9 protein-coding genes and 1 pseudogene are annotated in these 16,504 nt (G+C 63.1%); 7 read left to right on the top strand and 3 right to left on the bottom strand.

Going from position 1 to position 16,504, the window contains the following annotated elements:
- Positions 1 to 448: pseudogene (locus ACTJGZ_RS12575) on the bottom strand (sulfurtransferase); the annotation flags it as partial.
- 91 nt (positions 449 to 539) lie between these two features.
- Entirely contained in the window at positions 540 to 1,328 is a 789-nt protein-coding gene (locus tag ACTJGZ_RS12570; protein ID WP_441663261.1) for a DUF4377 domain-containing protein, read from the bottom strand.
- 293 nt (positions 1,329 to 1,621) lie between these two features.
- On the opposite strand from ACTJGZ_RS12570, the gene ACTJGZ_RS12565 reads away from it, so the two are divergent.
- From ACTJGZ_RS12565 to ACTJGZ_RS12535, 7 genes are all read left to right on the top strand, one after another.
- Positions 1,622 to 2,980: an MBL fold metallo-hydrolase RNA specificity domain-containing protein gene (locus tag ACTJGZ_RS12565; protein ID WP_441663260.1), complete on the top strand. Its 1,359-nt coding sequence runs from the start codon at positions 1,622 to 1,624 to the stop codon at positions 2,978 to 2,980.
- A gap of 25 nt (positions 2,981 to 3,005) precedes the next feature.
- Entirely contained in the window at positions 3,006 to 6,293 is a 3,288-nt protein-coding gene (locus ACTJGZ_RS12560) for a response regulator (protein ID WP_441663259.1), read from the top strand.
- Between the two features lie 51 nt (positions 6,294 to 6,344).
- A complete protein-coding gene (locus tag ACTJGZ_RS12555) occupies positions 6,345 to 7,016 on the top strand; it encodes a response regulator (RefSeq protein ID WP_441663258.1) in 672 nt (223 codons plus the stop codon).
- 42 nt (positions 7,017 to 7,058) lie between these two features.
- Positions 7,059 to 8,273, top strand: a complete 1,215-nt coding sequence (locus tag ACTJGZ_RS12550) for an EAL domain-containing protein (RefSeq protein WP_441663257.1) — start codon at positions 7,059 to 7,061, stop codon at positions 8,271 to 8,273.
- A gap of 95 nt (positions 8,274 to 8,368) precedes the next feature.
- Positions 8,369 to 11,242, top strand: coding sequence for an ATP-binding protein (locus ACTJGZ_RS12545; protein WP_441663256.1), 2,874 nt, complete (start codon positions 8,369 to 8,371; stop codon positions 11,240 to 11,242).
- A gap of 294 nt (positions 11,243 to 11,536) precedes the next feature.
- Positions 11,537 to 14,866, top strand: a complete 3,330-nt coding sequence (locus ACTJGZ_RS12540; RefSeq protein WP_441663255.1) for an ATP-binding protein — start codon at positions 11,537 to 11,539, stop codon at positions 14,864 to 14,866.
- Between the two features lie 60 nt (positions 14,867 to 14,926).
- Positions 14,927 to 15,598, top strand: coding sequence for a response regulator (locus ACTJGZ_RS12535; protein WP_441663254.1), 672 nt, complete (start codon positions 14,927 to 14,929; stop codon positions 15,596 to 15,598).
- Positions 15,599 to 15,648: 50 nt separating this feature from the next.
- Here the strand turns inward: ACTJGZ_RS12535 and ACTJGZ_RS12530 are convergent.
- A partial coding sequence (locus ACTJGZ_RS12530; RefSeq protein WP_441663253.1) for a fimbrial protein occupies positions 15,649 to 16,504 on the bottom strand: 856 nt, incomplete at its 5' end.

The following is a 16,504-nucleotide window of genomic DNA, read 5'->3' as shown; positions in this document are numbered from 1 at the left end:
AGGTACCGGCATCGACCTCAAAGGCATTGCGCGTGTCGAGCATGACCACCGGACGGCCCGCATCATCACAGCCTTGTTCCAGCCAGCGCGCCAGGGTGCGCGGCGCCACCGCAGGCGCACGCCCGCCCTCAGGGCGGATGGCCGGCTCGTTCATCCGGATGATTTCCCGTTTGATGCGCACTTTCATGCGCTGGAACGGCACGGTATCGGAAAGACTGTATTTGACTTCCAGCGCGGCAAAACGCGGGTCAGCCCGCAGCTCAGCCAGCCAGGTTTCGATGTCTTGCTCCCGCCCCGCCAGAAAAAGATTGACGCCTTCTTCTGCCAGCAGCACCGTCCCCTTCAGGGACAGGGCCAATGCACGCGCCAGCAGGCGTTCACGCAAACTGGATAAATCATCCAGGGACACAAACAGATAAGCGGCAATATTGGTGACGGCAGCGGACATAAGAAAATTCGGGAATTCAGCACTTCTTGAGGCGCATGGCGCCTGAACCAAAACCAGCGTATCTGGCGCTGCGGCGCCAGATACGCCTTATTTACTCAACCACGGAGCGCTGTTCCAGCACACCGTCCAGCACCCAGCGCACGGAAGGCGCATCAGCGGGCGGATGCTCGACTTGAATTTCATTGATGCGCAGCAAATAGGACGTGCCCGGCTGGAATTCAAAACCGTCGATTTCGCCATAGAACAATTGCCAGGGCGCATCCTTGCTATTACGCACCCGGTAGCAGGTCTGGCGCGCCACACCCGTGCAATTGACCTTATGGTCGTCTAGGTAGATCTGGCGCTTGTTGCCTTCTTCTTGCAGCGCGCTAGCGCGCCGCGAGAACGACAGGACATCGCCATCATCGACCACCAGGACCAGATGACGCGGCTGCGCCAGCGGTTCCGGGACAGCCGAAACAATGGAAGCCAGGCTGCGCAGGAAATTCTGTTCTAGCTCCATGCTTTCCGGCGCGCAGGCCATGCGGGTAGAAGCCAGCCCGTCGATGGCAAGCGCTTGCGCGCCATCGGAACGGAACTCGCCGACATAGCGGTTGCAGCCGCCAAACCCGCTGACGCGCCCTTCACGCGACACGTCGTCACGCGCGAAATCCAGGGTCAGCGCGCGGTTCATGCCCACACGGGCAGGAATATCGCGCACCCGGCCATCCGCGGAGACCCAGCGCACCAGCTCCCAGCTGGTGTCGTCATAAGGACTCTGCGACGACACCTGAGCCGCCCGCTTCGCGGGCCCTGCGTCCTTGCCGGGAGACAATGTTCCGCACGCAGCCAAGCCCACGCTCAGCGCCGCCCCGACCAAACACTTTATCGTGATACCCATGCGCCCCAACGCAATCTCCTGGAGATTCGCCTGTTCAAGATCACCGGCATCAACGCCGACGATAGGAAAAATTCTTCATCCTGGATAACAGGCACACACCGATTATATGTCCAAGGATAGAACGCCATCCCTCCGAATATCGGCCTTTATCCAGCCAATATGGCACCAAGCGCTACGGGACAACCTGGCCTGGCGCCAATCTGCCACATGCTCGGCAGAGTATCATGGCAGCATGACCCGCTGTTTTCCATAGCAGCCATCAGCGCATACGTTCAATGACTCGGGCCCTCCACATGCTTTCATTGACCTCACTAGGCGGCGCAGGCACCGTCACCGGATCGAAACATCTACTCACTTATGGCAATACCCGCTTGCTAATTGACTGCGGGTTATTCCAGGGCCTGAAAAATCTGCGCGAATTGAACTGGCAGGGCTTGCCGCTGCCGGCCAACAGTATTGATGCCGTCGTTCTGACACACGCCCACCTGGATCATTCCGGCTATCTGCCCCGCTTGGTGCGCGAAGGCTTCCGCGGCCCCATCTATGCCACGGCGGCCACCCGCGATGTCGCGGCGCTGATTCTGCGCGATAGCGCGCACCTGCAGGAAAAAGATGCGGAGTATGCCAATCGCAAGGGCTTTTCACGCCATGAGGTTGCCGAACCGCTTTACCGCGTCCGTGACGCTGACCGGGCCATCACCGCCATGCAGTCCGTTCCCTGGCACCAGGCCGTTCCGCTGCCTGATGGCGCCACGCTCTGCCTGCGCCGCGCCGGACACATTCTGGGCGCGGCCAGCGCGCAAATCAATGCCGGCGGACGCCGCATTGTTTTTTCCGGCGACCTGGGCCGCTATGACGATCCGGTGCTGCATGACCCCGAAGCCGTGCCCGCAGCAGACTACATCGTCATCGAATCCACATACGGCGACCGCATTCATGACAACGCCGACCCCGTCGCGCAATTGGGCGACATCATCGAACGCACCGCAAAACGCGGCGGTACCGTGATTGTCCCGGCCTTTGCCGTCGGCCGCGCGCAATCGCTGATCTATTACCTGTGGCAGTTGCGGCAGGCTGGCCGTCTGCAGCATATTCCCGCCTATCTGGACAGCCCCATGGCGGGCAGCGCGACCCAGCTGCTGCACGCCCACCCCGCCGAACACAAGCTCAATGACGGCGACTATGAGGCGGCCTGCCAGGCGATTGCCTATGTCCGTAACGCCGAAGAGTCCAAGGCGCTGTCTGCCAACCGCTATCCCAAGGTCATTATCTCGGCCAGCGGCATGGCAACCGGCGGCCGAGTCCTGCATCACCTGGCCGCATTCGCCCACGACCACCGCAACACCATCCTGTTTTCCGGCTTCCAGGCCGTAGGCACACGTGGCCGCAAGCTATTGCAGGGCGCGCGGGAAGTGAAAATCCATGGCAACTGGGTGCCTGTACGCGCGGAGGTCACTGAGCTGCCCATGCTGTCCGCGCACGCGGACAGCAATGAACTGATGCGCTGGCTGTCAAGCTTTCGCGCCGCGCCCCAGCGTGTGTTCATTGTCCACGGCGAGCCGGATGCCGCCGATGCGCTGCGCATACGCATAGAGCGCGAACTGGGCTGGTCGGCCTGCGTCCCGCGCCAGGATCAGGAATTCCGTCTATGAACGATAGCTCTCCGGTCAGGTATTCATGACTGCGCCCTTGCCCAAGACTCTGCCTGCGCCCCCCTCCCCCCGCCGCCTGACAGTCATTCTGTGGGCGGTCGCCCCTGTATTCGTGCTGGCCGTGACTCTGCTGGCCTGGGGCATGCAGCAAGCCTTCTCCGCCCGGCAACAGCAGCTGGGTACCGAATTCACCCGGCTGACGCGCTACCTGGATACACAAGACCAATTTCTGCTGGCGCTGGAATCCAGCAGCAGGCGCTTGTCCCGGCTGCCGCTACCGCAACTGGCCGAGTCGGGCACGCCGCTGTCGCCGCCTGAGAGTCCCATCCATGCCTATCAGGCCCGCCAAACCCTGGCCGACCTGCCTTACTCGGTCATTTGCGCCTCGAAAACAGGCTGCGCGGAGGAGCGCCCCGCATCATTGCCGCGCTGGCATGCCCTAGGCAATTTCCTGGCGGATTTCTACGCGTCCTTCTGGTCCAGCATGACGGCAGCCGGGCCATACCTGCTGCTGCACGAGGCTGAAACCGCCATTAGTCTGGGGCTGCCAACCACCCGTCTGCCGCCCGGCGTGCCCCCTTCACCCGCCGTCATCCCGCCCGAAATCACGCGTGTCTTTATTGCCAACTTTCCGGCCGATCTCGCCGCCTCCGGCATTCGCTGGCTGCCGGTCACACCGGCTGCGGACATCGTCGCCGGCCTGGCCAAGATAGACCTGCAAGCGCCGCTCTGGCCCGACCCCGGCCACCCGCCACGCTTTTTTGCCGCCACGCTGTTTCATACCGGCTACTTTTTCTCGCCCGCAACCAGCGCCGCCCTACAGACCCTGACGCTGCAAGGCCATACGCTGCGCGCCGCAGCAGATGCGCAAACGCTCGCGCAGGCAGGCAGTTTCAGGCTGACCTCACGAGGCGTCCTTTACCGTTACACCCACGCCAGCACTACCCATGCCAGCTTTCTCGTGCCATACCGCGACCTGCTGGGCAGCGCCGGATGGCTCGCCCCTGTGCTGCTGGTATTGCTGGCCCTGGGGCTGTTTGCCGGATGGTGCGCCGCGCAATGGCATAAGCGCCGGATCACCCTGCCCGCCAGACGCAACGAGCAATTGGCCGATGAACGCCATCAGCTGACCCTGGCCCTGCTGGAACAGCCGCAGGCCGCCATCTTCATGGTTGCCCGCGCCACCGGCACGATCCTGTATGCCAACCCCCAGGCGCAAGCCTGGCTGCTGGGCCACGCCGCTCCTGACGCGCAGGCGCCGGATAGCACTGCGGTTCAAGTCCCCCTGCCTGGCAGCGCCAGCGAGCTCGCCCAGCCGGCCAGCGGCACGCACACGTCCCTGAGCAAGCCGGTGCGCTGGCTGGGACGCGAACTGCTAGCCAGCTACATCCCCTGCGTCCAGGCCGGCCAGAGCGCCATACTCTGCCTGTTCCATGACCAGACCGCGCTCGCCCTGTGCGAGCAGACGCTGAGGCAGGCACGCCAGGATACCGAGGTCGCCAACCTGGCGCGCAACCGTTTCCTGGCCGCCGTCAATCACGAGCTGCGGACACCGCTCTACGGCATAGACGGTTCCGTCGAATTGCTCGCCCTGACCCAGCTTGATGACTCACAGCGCCGCCATCTGGCGCGTATCGAACAAGCCTCCGCCACGCTGCTGCAGCTCATCGACAATATCCTGGAAGTCCGCATGCTGGACAGCGGCGCTGTCACGCTGGCAGCCGAACCCTTCGACCCCCGGCAGATGCTGCAATCCTGCGTCGATGCCAACCTGCCCGCAGCACGCAGAAAAGGGCTGCTGCTATTTGCCCGGATCGACACCGATGTCCCGGCCTGCGTCATTGGCGACGCGAACCGGCTGCATCAGATCATCAACAACTTCGTCGGCAATGCCATCAAGTTCACCGCGGCCGGCCAGATTATTGTCCGCCTGCATGCCCGCGCTGCGGTGCCGGCACAGGCCGAGCTGACCTTCCAGGTTGCCGATAGCGGCGACGGCATTCCTCATGAAGATCAGCCCGCGCTGTTCTCGCTGTTTCACAACCCTGCGCCGCATCATCTGGTGACCCAGGGCGCCGGGCTGGGTCTGGCCATCAACGCCCGGCTGGCCCGCCTGATGCAGGGCAAGCTCCGTGTCACCAGCGAACCTGGCCTGGGCAGCAGCTTTTCGCTGACATTGAACCTGCCGGTAGGCTCTGCCCCGCCTGCCTTTACCGGACCACGTCTGGATGGCGTGAAAGTCACCCTGCGCAGCCCGCATGCCGAACTGACCGAAACGCTCTGCCAATGGCTGGGCACATTGGGCGCGCTGGCGCAGGCGGCGCCGACGCCCGCCCATGGGGCTGCCGCCGCGCTGGAAAGCGGAGAGATCAACGGTATTCTGCTCGACGTCCTGATGCCGCATGCAAGACGTCCCGCCGGTTTCACCGGCCCGTACGCAACGGCCGGCATGACGGATCTCCCCAGCGATGCCGCCGACCTGAGCATTCCAACCGCCGGCGCCATGGCCATCGCCCACGGTTTGCAGCACCCCGGCGCGCCTGCCGCGACCAGCCGGGCATTGCCGCCCCTGCATATCCTGGTGGTCGAAGACAACCCCATCAACCTTGAAACCCTGCGCGAACAGCTGGAGCAGCTGGGCTGCCATCCCACGCTGGCCACCAGCGGGCAGGAAGCGCTGGCGTTCTGGGACCGCATGCATTTCGACGCGGTCCTGACGGATATCAACATGCCGGGGATGGATGGCTTCGAACTGACCCGTCAGTTGCGCGGGCGCGGTGTCCGTGTGCCCATCTTCGGCCTGAGCGCCAGCATGCTGAGTGAGAACGAAACGCCCTGCCGGATGGCCGGCATGACACGCGGCCTTCCCAAGCCTGTCACGCTGCAAACGCTGCGCGCGCTCCTGGCCGACACGCTGCCTGACCTGGCCGCCGGGACGCTGCCAGCCACTTCCGAAACCGGTTTGCCGGACCGCTGCGACACTGCCATGCAACAACCTGACACGCATGCCCGCCTGATCCGCGAGCTGGACTTGATTCCGGACAGGTACCGCCAGCTATTCCGCGATACCATGTCAACCGATGCCGTATTGCTGGCCCAGGCCTGTCTCGACCGGGATGCCGCCCAGGCCAGTCAATTGCTGCACCGCATGCGGGGCGCTTTGCTTACCATGCGCCAGACCGAACTCGCACGCCTGCTGCACGCGCAAGAGACTGCCATCCAGTCAGCCGGGCTGACGCCAGGCACCAGCGCTGCGCTGCTCGATCTGGCCGCAGGCATCCAGGCGCTATGCCAGCAAAACGCGCAAGCATGAGTACGCTGCAAGCCCCCGAAGACCAGGACTAGCCGGACACCGACAACTGCCATGAAGAAACTCCGCATTGCCTTCGCCGATGACCATCCCATCGTACTGGCGGGTCTGAGCAACCTGATTGCGGATGACCCGCGCTTCGAATTGACTGGCAGCCTGGACAATCCCACTGCGCTGGTGCAGCACATCACACAGCATCAGCCCGATATCGTGGTGACGGATTTCTCCATGCCTGGCGATGATCACTATGGCGACGGCCTGAGTTTCATCGGCTATCTGTCGCGCAACTTTCCGAACTGCCGGCTGCTCGTGGTCACAATGATTACCAGCCCGCCCATCATTGCCTCCCTGTATCGCACGGGCGTCAGCGGCGTGGTGCTCAAATCCGATCAGCCGAATGACCTGCTCGATGCGCTGGATTGCCTTTACCAGGGACGCCGCTATCTGCGCGCCGACAGCACCGCGGTGCCCGCCGCCGTGCCTGCCGGCACGCAACAGGAGGCCCTGGAAGACATTCGCGACCGCGTCATCGCTTCGCTGTCGCCCAAAGAACAGGAAGTGCTGCGCCTCTTCATCGGCGGGCACTCCCTGACCGCCATCGCTCAGACCCTGAACCGCAGCATCAAAACCATCAGTAACCAGAAACGCTCAGCCATGCGCAAACTCGATATCCCGACAGACCAGGCGCTTATCGAATTCTGCGTGCACACCGGCCTGTTCCGCTAGGCCGCCGCCCGCTCCAAGCCATTGCCAGGAAAGGACGCCGACATGCACTATCCGTATCGTGTCCTCGTCGTGGAGGACCACGCGCTGCAATGCGTCTATCTGCGGGATCTGCTGCTGGATGCAGGATTCGCGCAGGTGGAAACCGCTCGGGATTGCCGCCAGGCACTGGATCTGCTCGCGGCGCAGGAATTCGATCTGATCGTGCTGGACCTGGAAATGCCGGATATGGACGGCATGCAGTTCATCCGCCTGCTGGCCAGCACGCATCCGCAGATCCGGCTAGCCATCACCAGCGCCTGGCCGGTCCGCATTCTGGAAAGCGCCAGCCTGCTGGCACGCAACTGGAAACTGGATGTGCAGGGCATTTTCCCCAAGCCCATCACGGCGGAACATGCCGCGCAGCTGGGCGCGAACCTGCACCTGGCGCAACAAAAGCGCCAGACTGGCGGACAACACGCGGCCGAGGACAGCCCTGCCAGACTGCCCGACATGAGCCGCAGCGCGCTGGAACAGGCCTTGCAGACCCGGCAGATCATCGGCTGGTACCAGCCCAAGCAGTCTCTTGCCGACGGCCGGATTACTGGCGCCGAAGCCCTGGCGCGCTGGGTGCACCCGGAACACGGCGTGATCTCGCCTGCCGATTTCCTGCCCGCCATCACGGAATCCGGCCTGGAACGCGCCCTGTTGCTGCATATCCTGGACCAGGTCTTGCTGGACTATCAGCATTGGCGCCAGACCGGCCATCACATCACGCTTAACGTCAATCTGCCCAGCCACCTGCTCGACGAAGCCGCCCTGCCGGATCTCCTGCTGGAAAAAGTGCAAAGCCGCGACGTTCCGCCAGGCGATATCACGTTCGAACTGCTGGAAAGCTCGCGCACCCACGACTCCGGCGATTTGTTGCTGGGCAGCAGCCGCTTGCGCCTCAAAGGCTTCGGGCTGGCCCAGGACGATTTCGGCATTGGTTATAGTTCCATGCAAGCGCTGACCTCCGTACCCTTCACGGAACTAAAAATCGACCGCAGCTTCGTCTCGGGCGCCAGCCACGATGCCAATCTGGCGGCGGCGATTACCGCCTCCGTTCAGCTGGGCAAGCGCCTGGGCATGAGCATTACCGCCGAAGGCATTGAAACTGCCGCTGATCTGGCCCTGGTCCGGGACGCTGGCTGCGATTATGCGCAGGGCTATCTCATCGCCCGCCCGATGCCACGCGAAGCATTCAGCACCTTTCTGGCGCCGCAGCTCACTCCTTCTTGAGCCTTTGCCTGCCCTGGCGCCAGCGCATACGTTTCAGCAAGCCTTTTCAGAAAGCCCCTAGGCCGCCCCCTAAGGACTTTTCCTAATATGGGCATATGCCAAATGTCCATGAGTCCACCCTGCTTCAGCCGGAACGCCCGCCACGCATGGTGGGCATGTTGCTGCGGCTATCCGTGGCGGCGCTGGTAGCCTGTTCACTGCTGGCTGCCCTGACCTATCTTTATTCCAGCACCACTCAAATCGTTTCAGAATACCGCCGCCACCTCAATGTCGCGGCCTACAAGACGCAGCTTTACCTGGATCAGCGCGAAATCCTGCTGCGGGTGCTATCGGCCACCGCCATACGCGTTCCGGCAGGGCTGCCAACGCTGGCGCAAACAGAACAACAGCAGGCGTTCAATCCTCTGCCTCTACCCGCCAATGGCGCCATCAATCGCCATGGCAACCCATGGGCGCTGATGCTGACGCACCGACATATGGTCGGCATCCTGCGCAGCCAGGGCCGCCTGATCTATGTCTCCACGCAGCGCATGGAAAGCTATGCGCTGGCCCAGGATACCAGCGGCCAGCGCGGCTGGACGCCCCAGCCCGCCACCATCGCCCAGGCCCTGAATGACGCCGTCCAGGCCGCATCCCATCCGGCCGAGCAAGTACTGTGGGTGCTGCAGCCCGTCAATGGCGCGAACCGGCTGGCGGTGTATGCCCCTATCGACCGCAGCGACATCAGTCACGGCTGGCTGGGCCTGGAAATGCCCGAGATGGACCCTGTCTTGCGGCTGGACGGCCAACTGGCCCATCACTATGCGCTGTATGACAGCCATGGCACACGCTTGCTGTACTCAGAAAATGCGCCTGACCTCGTGCCGCCAAGCGCCGCCGATGTCTTCGGCCTGTCCGGGGACAGCTTGAGCAATTACGCCATCATGCTCAGCAAGCCCATAGGCAACAGCGGCCTGAACATGGCGTACTGGATTCCGCTCAAGCAGCTCTGGCGGGATAACGCCGGCCCGCTCTGGCGGGCGCTGGTGCTGGAATTGATCTTCGTGGCGGGCGTGCTGCTGGCTGCCCGCCACTTGCGGCGCCACCTCATTCAACCGGCCCAGCGCCAATATGGCGCCCTGGTCGATAGCGTGGTGCTGAACCGCCAATTAATGGCGACCGCCCCCATCGGCCTGGCCCTGATTGCCGCCGAAGATGAAAGCCTGCTGCATGGCAATGAACTGGCGCGGGACTGGATGAGACACGACGCCGCCTGGCACACCCGCCTGGCGACACGCCCGGACGGCGCCGCGCACCACGATGCCAGGCTGGATGATGGCCGTCTGGTTCACATCACCGCCATGCCCTTGTCCTATCGCGGGCATGAAGTCGTGCTGTGCGTCGTGTCGGACATTACCGCCCAGAAAGAAGCCGAAGCCTCGCTGATACGCGCCCGCGAACTGGCCGAAGATGCCAGCCAGGCCAAAACCCGTTTCCTGGCGAACCTGAGCCATGAAATCCGCACCCCGCTCTACGGCATTTCCGGCACGCTGGAACTGCTGGCGCATACCGGGCTGGCGGCGCGCCAGCGCCATTACCTGGATGTCCTGCAACGTTCCGCCTCGGCCCTGTCCCATATCGTCAATGACTCACTGGACCTGTCGCGCATAGAATCCGGCCATATGGAACTGGCCATCCAGCCCTTCAGCCTGCCGCAGCTGGCCGATGATGTCATCTCCGCCTATGCTGGCCGCGCCGAAGGCAAGGGGCTCACCTTGCAAGCGCGGCTGTCTGCTGAACTCGCAGAAGCCAGGCTGGGGGACCCGGCGCGTCTGCGCCAGATTCTGGGCAACCTGGTCTGCAATGCCATCAAATTCACCCAGTCCGGCCGTGTTGTGCTACGCATCAGCCCAGCGCCTGGCGCCCAGGCCAACCGGAGAGTTCTCTTCGAGGTCTGCGATACCGGTGTGGGCATCGCCGCCGAGCACATTCCCAAACTGTGCGAACCCTATTTCCGGCCAAATACCGATCTCTCCCAGCATGAACCCGGCACAGGACTGGGGCTGACGATCTGCCATCAGCTCGCCCGCCTGATGAATGCGTCGCTGCGCATCGCCAGCCAGCCCGGCCAGGGCACCCGCATCACGCTGGAACTGGCCCTGCCGGATGCGCCCGGCGACGCGGCAGCGCCCAAGCTGCAACTGGCGCCCACGCCGGTCTATGTGACTGGCGGGGACCCAGAAACCATCCACCACCTGTGCGACTGGCTCGCGCTGTGGGGAGCGTATGCCATCGCTTGCCAGGATCCCAGCCAGGCGCTGCAGGCTGACAGCATTCTGGTTGAAACCTGGCCGCGCGGCCCCACGCCAGACCTGTCGGAATGGCGCGGCCACCGGGTCCAGCTCTGGCCCGGCAACCGCACGCCGCCGCCAGAAACGGCTGACACCTTCCTGGCCTCGCCGTATTCGCTGCTGGACACCGGCCAGGCCGTTCTGCGCGCCCAGCAGTATTTGCCGCTATCCGCGCCTGCCGCACTGCCACAGCCAGCCCCGGACACCGCCGCGCCGCCATCTGGCGCGAGCGCTTCGCTGGCGGCGGACTGCGCCCGCATCCTGGTTGTTGATGACAACCCGATCAACCGCCAGATTCTGCTGGAGCAGTTCGAACTGCTGGGCTGCGCGGCCCTGTCAGCCGCCAGCGGCAGCCAGGCGCTGGCACGCGACGACCTGGCCACCTTCAACGTGATCCTGACGGATGTGAATATGCCGGGCCTGTCCGGTTACGAGTTGACCGCCCAATTGCGTGCCCAGCACCATCACGGCGCCATTCTAGGCATGACGGCGGATGCCACCCCGGACCCATCCGCCGCCTGGCAACAGGCAGGCATGAATGGCCTGCTGCTCAAACCGCTATCGCTGCCGCAATTACAGGCTCAACTGCAAAAGTTCCTGCCGCCAGGCGGGATACCGGACACGCCGCCGCCTGCCTGAAACCGGCACGGCGGCCCGCACTCCGCCATCATGCGCCAGCATACCTATCGAATAACTTCCATAAAACTGCCACGATGACTAGCCGAACCACCAGAACCCGCCACTGCCGAGACCTGCCGCCGCCCCATTACCGCTGGCAATCTTGACTTCCCATGCCAGATCGGCTGTCATTACATCAGCATTTTGTTTATTTAAGCAGCTTATGCCCTGGCGCGGACGGCATGACGGCAGCCGGCCCCGTGTCATCCAGCCCGCCGCCGAGGTTGTCCCTCACATCCTCGTCCTGACGCCCGCATGCCCCAGCCCTCCTTGCACACCATAAGGCGGCTTTTCCTGCGCCAAAGCGCCGCAATTTTCGGCAGCAGCACGCTGGTGCTGGTACTGGTCTGTATGCTGGCCATGGGATCGCAATTCGTCCTGGAACAGGAACGCGCCGGTCTGACGGCGGACTTCACCACCACCATCGCCTATGTGCGGGAGCAGGAACAATTCCTGCGCCAGCTCCAGAACGAAAACTCGCGCCTGCGGCCGCTGCTGGGGTCGCAGCAGGACGTCCGGCGGCTTGCCACGCCCTCGGCCCAGGAACACCTGCCGGAAATCGGCCCGGCCTTTTCGCTGCCCGCCCTCACGCCCCCTGGCGTTGGTTCTGCGCAGGATGTGTCCGCCCTTCAGCAGCGTCGGGCCTATTTTTCGCTGGCCTCGCACCTGGCCTCCAACTACAGCACGTTCTGGACCTTCTCTTACTACCCCTCGACCAATCTGCTGCTGCTGGATGTCGATGGTCAGGCCCGCATCACCGTCCCTGCGGTAGATGCCGCCAATGCGCCAGAGCGGCTGACGCCGCAGTTGCTGGAACGCATCCGGCAGGTGGCAATCGACAACCTCGCAGCGCTGCAAAACGACAAACAGCGCGCCCTGCCCCTCACCAGCGCCGCGGTGCATTGGTATCCGCTGCCTGGCGCGCCGCACAAGATGCTGGCCTTCATCGCCGCGGGCCTGCCCGCTGCTGTCTGGCCAGCGGATAGCCCCCCCTCGGGCGCACATTACCTGGTGTCCCTGCTGAATTTGCAGCGCCTGCAGGCGGCCAGCAATTCGCAACACACGCCGGCCCGCCTGTTCTGGCTGGCCAACGCCCAGCAAGGCGTTCTGCTGGGCACCGGCACACCGCCCAATATGAAGGCCGAAGGGTTTCACCTGAGCACCGACGGCCTGGTGCTCTGCCTGCGCAGCCAGCCCGGCGACTGGACCGGCTGCTACCGCATTAGCTATGGCAGTTTCGTCGCGGACAATATCTGGATGCCTGTTGCGGGCGGCCTGCTGCTGTTGCTCTGCCTGCTCTGGGCCATCGGCTATTTGCGCTGGTACCAGCGCAGCATCATTGACCCGGCACAGCAGGCGCAGGATGCCCTACGGGAAAGCGAGATGTTCAACCGCGCCCTGGTGGAAACCGCACCGGTGGCGCTGTGCCTGCTGACCCGGCCCGAAGGCCAGTTCGTGTTTGCCTCACCGCTGGCGCGCCAGTGGCTGGACCTGGAACCGGATGCCACACACCCGAAATGGACCAGCCAGGCAGCGCGGCGCCAGGTGCTGGAAGCCCTGGAGCCGGGTGAAATCGAACAGATCAACCTGCCCAGCGGCCGCAGTCTGCATGCCTCCTATGCCCCCACCCGCTATCAGGGCCAGGATGTGGTGCTGTGCGCCTTCACCGACATTACCGCGCGCGCCGAAGAACGGCGCGCGCTGGAACGCGCCAAGGCGGCGGCCGACGAAGCCAGCGAAGCCAAATCCGTCTTCCTTTCGACCATGAGCCATGAAATCCGCACGCCGCTCTACGGCGTGCTTGGTACCCTGGAATTGCTTTCGCTGACCCGGCTGGATATGCAGCAACAGCAGCATGTGGCGCGCATCCAGAGCGCATCGCAATTGCTGATGCAGCAGATCAGCGACATCCTGGACATCAGTAAGATAGAAGCCAAGCAACTGCAACTGGAGCACGCGCCGTTCTGCCCGCGCCGCCTGGCGCAGGATTGCGTTGGTTCCTATGCCGGCATGGCGCAGCAGAAGCGGCTGCTGCTGTTCTGCCTGACCGATCCCAATGTCCCCGACATGCTGGAAGGCGATGCCGTACGCATTCGCCAGGTGCTCTCCAACCTTATCAGCAATGCCATCAAATTCACCGAAGCCGGCCAGATTGTCGTGCGCCTGAGCCTGGTGCGGCAGACCGATGCGCTCAGCACCGCGAAATTCCAGGTGGCTGACACCGGTATCGGCATTCCCCCCGAGGCCCGCCACCGGCTGTTCACCCCGTTCTATATGATTCCGTCCAAACAACGCACCATACGCGGCGCCGGGCTGGGACTGTCGATCTGCGAACGCCTGGTGCAACTGATGGGCGGCAGCATCACGGTCACCAGCGAACCCGGCCTGGGCAGCCAGTTTTCAATGGAACTGCCGCTGCGCCACGCCGATGCCGCGGCGCCACACATTCCCGCGCTTAACGGTTTGCGCGTCCTGCTGCGCACCGCCCGCCCCGAGCTGACCCGCAATCTGGAGCTCTGGCTCAGCCGTTGGGGCGCGCAGGCCAGCGCCGCCCCCCTGCCGCTGCCGCCGCCCGACACGAACACCTGGCTTGTGGAAGTGCAAATGCCCATGCCCGACTGCCCGCCAGCCTGGGCCAGCCAATACATCAGCCTGGCTCCGCAGGAAGGCGACAGCACCCACCCCGCCATCGACGCTTGCAGCGTGGATGCCATTGCACTGGGATTGGCGCGCCTGGCCCATCTGCTTGATGAGGACACCTCTGGCGCCACAGCGCGCAGGCTGAATCTGCAAGTGCTGGTCGCAGAGGATAATCCCATCAATCAGGCCACACTCAGCAATCAGCTGGAGCAGTTGGGCTGTTGCGTCACGATTGCCGCTGACGGCGCGCAGGCGCTGGAACTCTGGCAGCAATCACCGCACGATGTGTTGCTCACAGATATCAATATGCCGCACATCAACGGCTACGAACTGAGCCGCACGCTGCGCGACCTGGGGGTTTCACAGCCCATTATCGGTATCACCGCCAACGCCACCCGCGACGAAGGCCTGCATTGCATGCAAAGCGGCATGAATGCCTGGCTGGTCAAACCCTTCACGCTGGAGTCGCTCTACCAGCAGCTGGCCCAATTGTGTCCCGCAGCCGTGATGACCGCCGCGCCCGAGGCCGATCTGGCCTTGCCTGCCCCTGGCCCGCAGGCGGCAAGCGACCCGGCCGCACCGCCCGCCGGTTCTGCCGCCCGCGCCGCGCCAGCAGTTCCTGCAGCCCCGTCGGCTGCCGACGCCTCGGCCATGGCAGAGATTCCTATCCAGCCTGTGCCCGAAAAATACCGCGCCCTGTTCCGCGACACCATGACAGCCGATCTGCTCAAACTGGAACAAGGCCGCCAGGCGCACGATGTGACGCGCGTGCTGCAAGCCTTGCACCGCATCGGCGGCGGCCTTTCTGTTGTGAATAACCAGCCCCTGGCAGCAGCCATCGCCCAATTACATGGGCTGATACGCAGCCACGGCATGAACGAACGGGCGATTCAGGAATTACAAAGCTTGTCCCTTCGCCTGAGACAAATGGTTGAAGATGCATAAAGGCTAGTACATACTGCATCGACATTATTTGATTTCTCATGGCATGAAGGCGCCCAGAGTATGTCTGCAACCCTGAATATCGTCATTGCCGACGATCATCCCCTGATGGTTGTCGGGATCCGCGAGCTATTGGAGCAAGACGCCAACATTCGCGTCCTGGCAGCGGAGCGGTCCCCCACGGCATTGATGGCAGCGCTGGAAACGGAACTGCCGGACATCATCATCACTGACTACAACATGCCCGACGACGAGCGTTTCGGCGACGGCATCCAATTCGTCAAACACCTGCTGCGGCGTTACCCCACCGTCAAAGTCCTGGTTCTGACCATGCTGTCGAACCCGCTCATTCTGGCGTCCCTGTACGATGCAGGCGTTCATGGTGTGATGCTAAAACAACACGACCTGAATGAGGTCATCAAAGCCGTGCATATCGCCCGGCTGGGCAATCGTTACTATCCGCCAGGCTATACCTACCGGCCCCCAGCGCCTGCGCTGGCTGACGATGCGGCCGAAAGCCACCCGGCAGACCGTTTCCGGACGCTATCGCCGCGGGAATTCGAAGTGCTGCGCCTGTTTTCCCAGGGGCACACCATCAGTGACATTGCCGAGCATCTGCACCGCAGCATCAAAACCGTCAGCACACAGAAAATCACCGCGATGCGAAAATTGGGGGTAAGCACCAACCAGGAGCTCATCACCTACTGCGTGCAGCACGGTATTTTCCTCAACTAACTGCCGGGGCAGGCGCTCGCGCCTGTCTGCCCCGGCACGCTGCCGCGCCCTTATTTGTAGTAGAAATCCACAATCGCCGCCGCGTTGAATTCCCCTGCGATCGGCTTCACTGAATTCCAGCGCAGCCGTGCGATATATTCGCGTACCAGCACGCTGCCTTGCGTCGGGGTCGAATATTCGGTTTTCGTGCCGAATGTCAAAGTCTGGCCGCTCTTGCTATCAACGATATTGATCCCCACCGAGGTATTGTCGCGCGGAATCAGCATATCGCCCGAGGCCGACACCTGAGAGTTGGCAGCCGGAGAAAAGACGATATCCAGCCCGTAGGCGGCGCTGCCGCATTGTTTGCTGGCCTGCACCGTGAACGTGCGCTCCTCGATCAGCCGGCCCGGTTCCGCCTTATGGATATACGCCGTGCCGAACTGAATGACACCGGGGAAAATCTCCATGTTGACCGAGCAGTTCACATAGCGGATGTTTTTCATGCCGCTCAAGTGCATGCGGTAATTGCTATTGGGCTTGATATTCATCCCGCCCACCCCATCCAGCTGGAAAGCCACCATCGGGTCAGGCACATTGGCGATCGGGCCTTCCGGATACGTGCCGGGTTTCATAGGCCCCACTTTTTTGGACACAAAGTAGCTGTAGTTCAACACCTTGGTGATCGCCGAACTGGGGCAGCCGCTGGCCTGTGAACAGCCTGAAAAACGCATATCGGCAATTGGCAGACGGCACTGCGCCAACTCAGAACACCGGTAGTCGCGCCCATCGAGCGTAATGCCCAGCTCGACATTGGCCCCCATGCTGTTGTACGGATTCAGATAAAAATACACATATTCGGCCGGTCCAACCTGATCCTGCCAGCAGACCACCCGTTGCGACCTGGCCCCTGAGCGCCACAGGATG

The sequence above is a fragment of the Kerstersia sp. genome (assembly GCF_052103615.1).
In the GTDB taxonomy this organism is placed as follows: Bacteria; Pseudomonadota; Gammaproteobacteria; order Burkholderiales; family Burkholderiaceae_B; genus Kerstersia.
The sequence above is the reverse complement of the archived record's forward strand: the minus strand, read 5'-3'. Positions and strand labels throughout refer to the sequence as shown.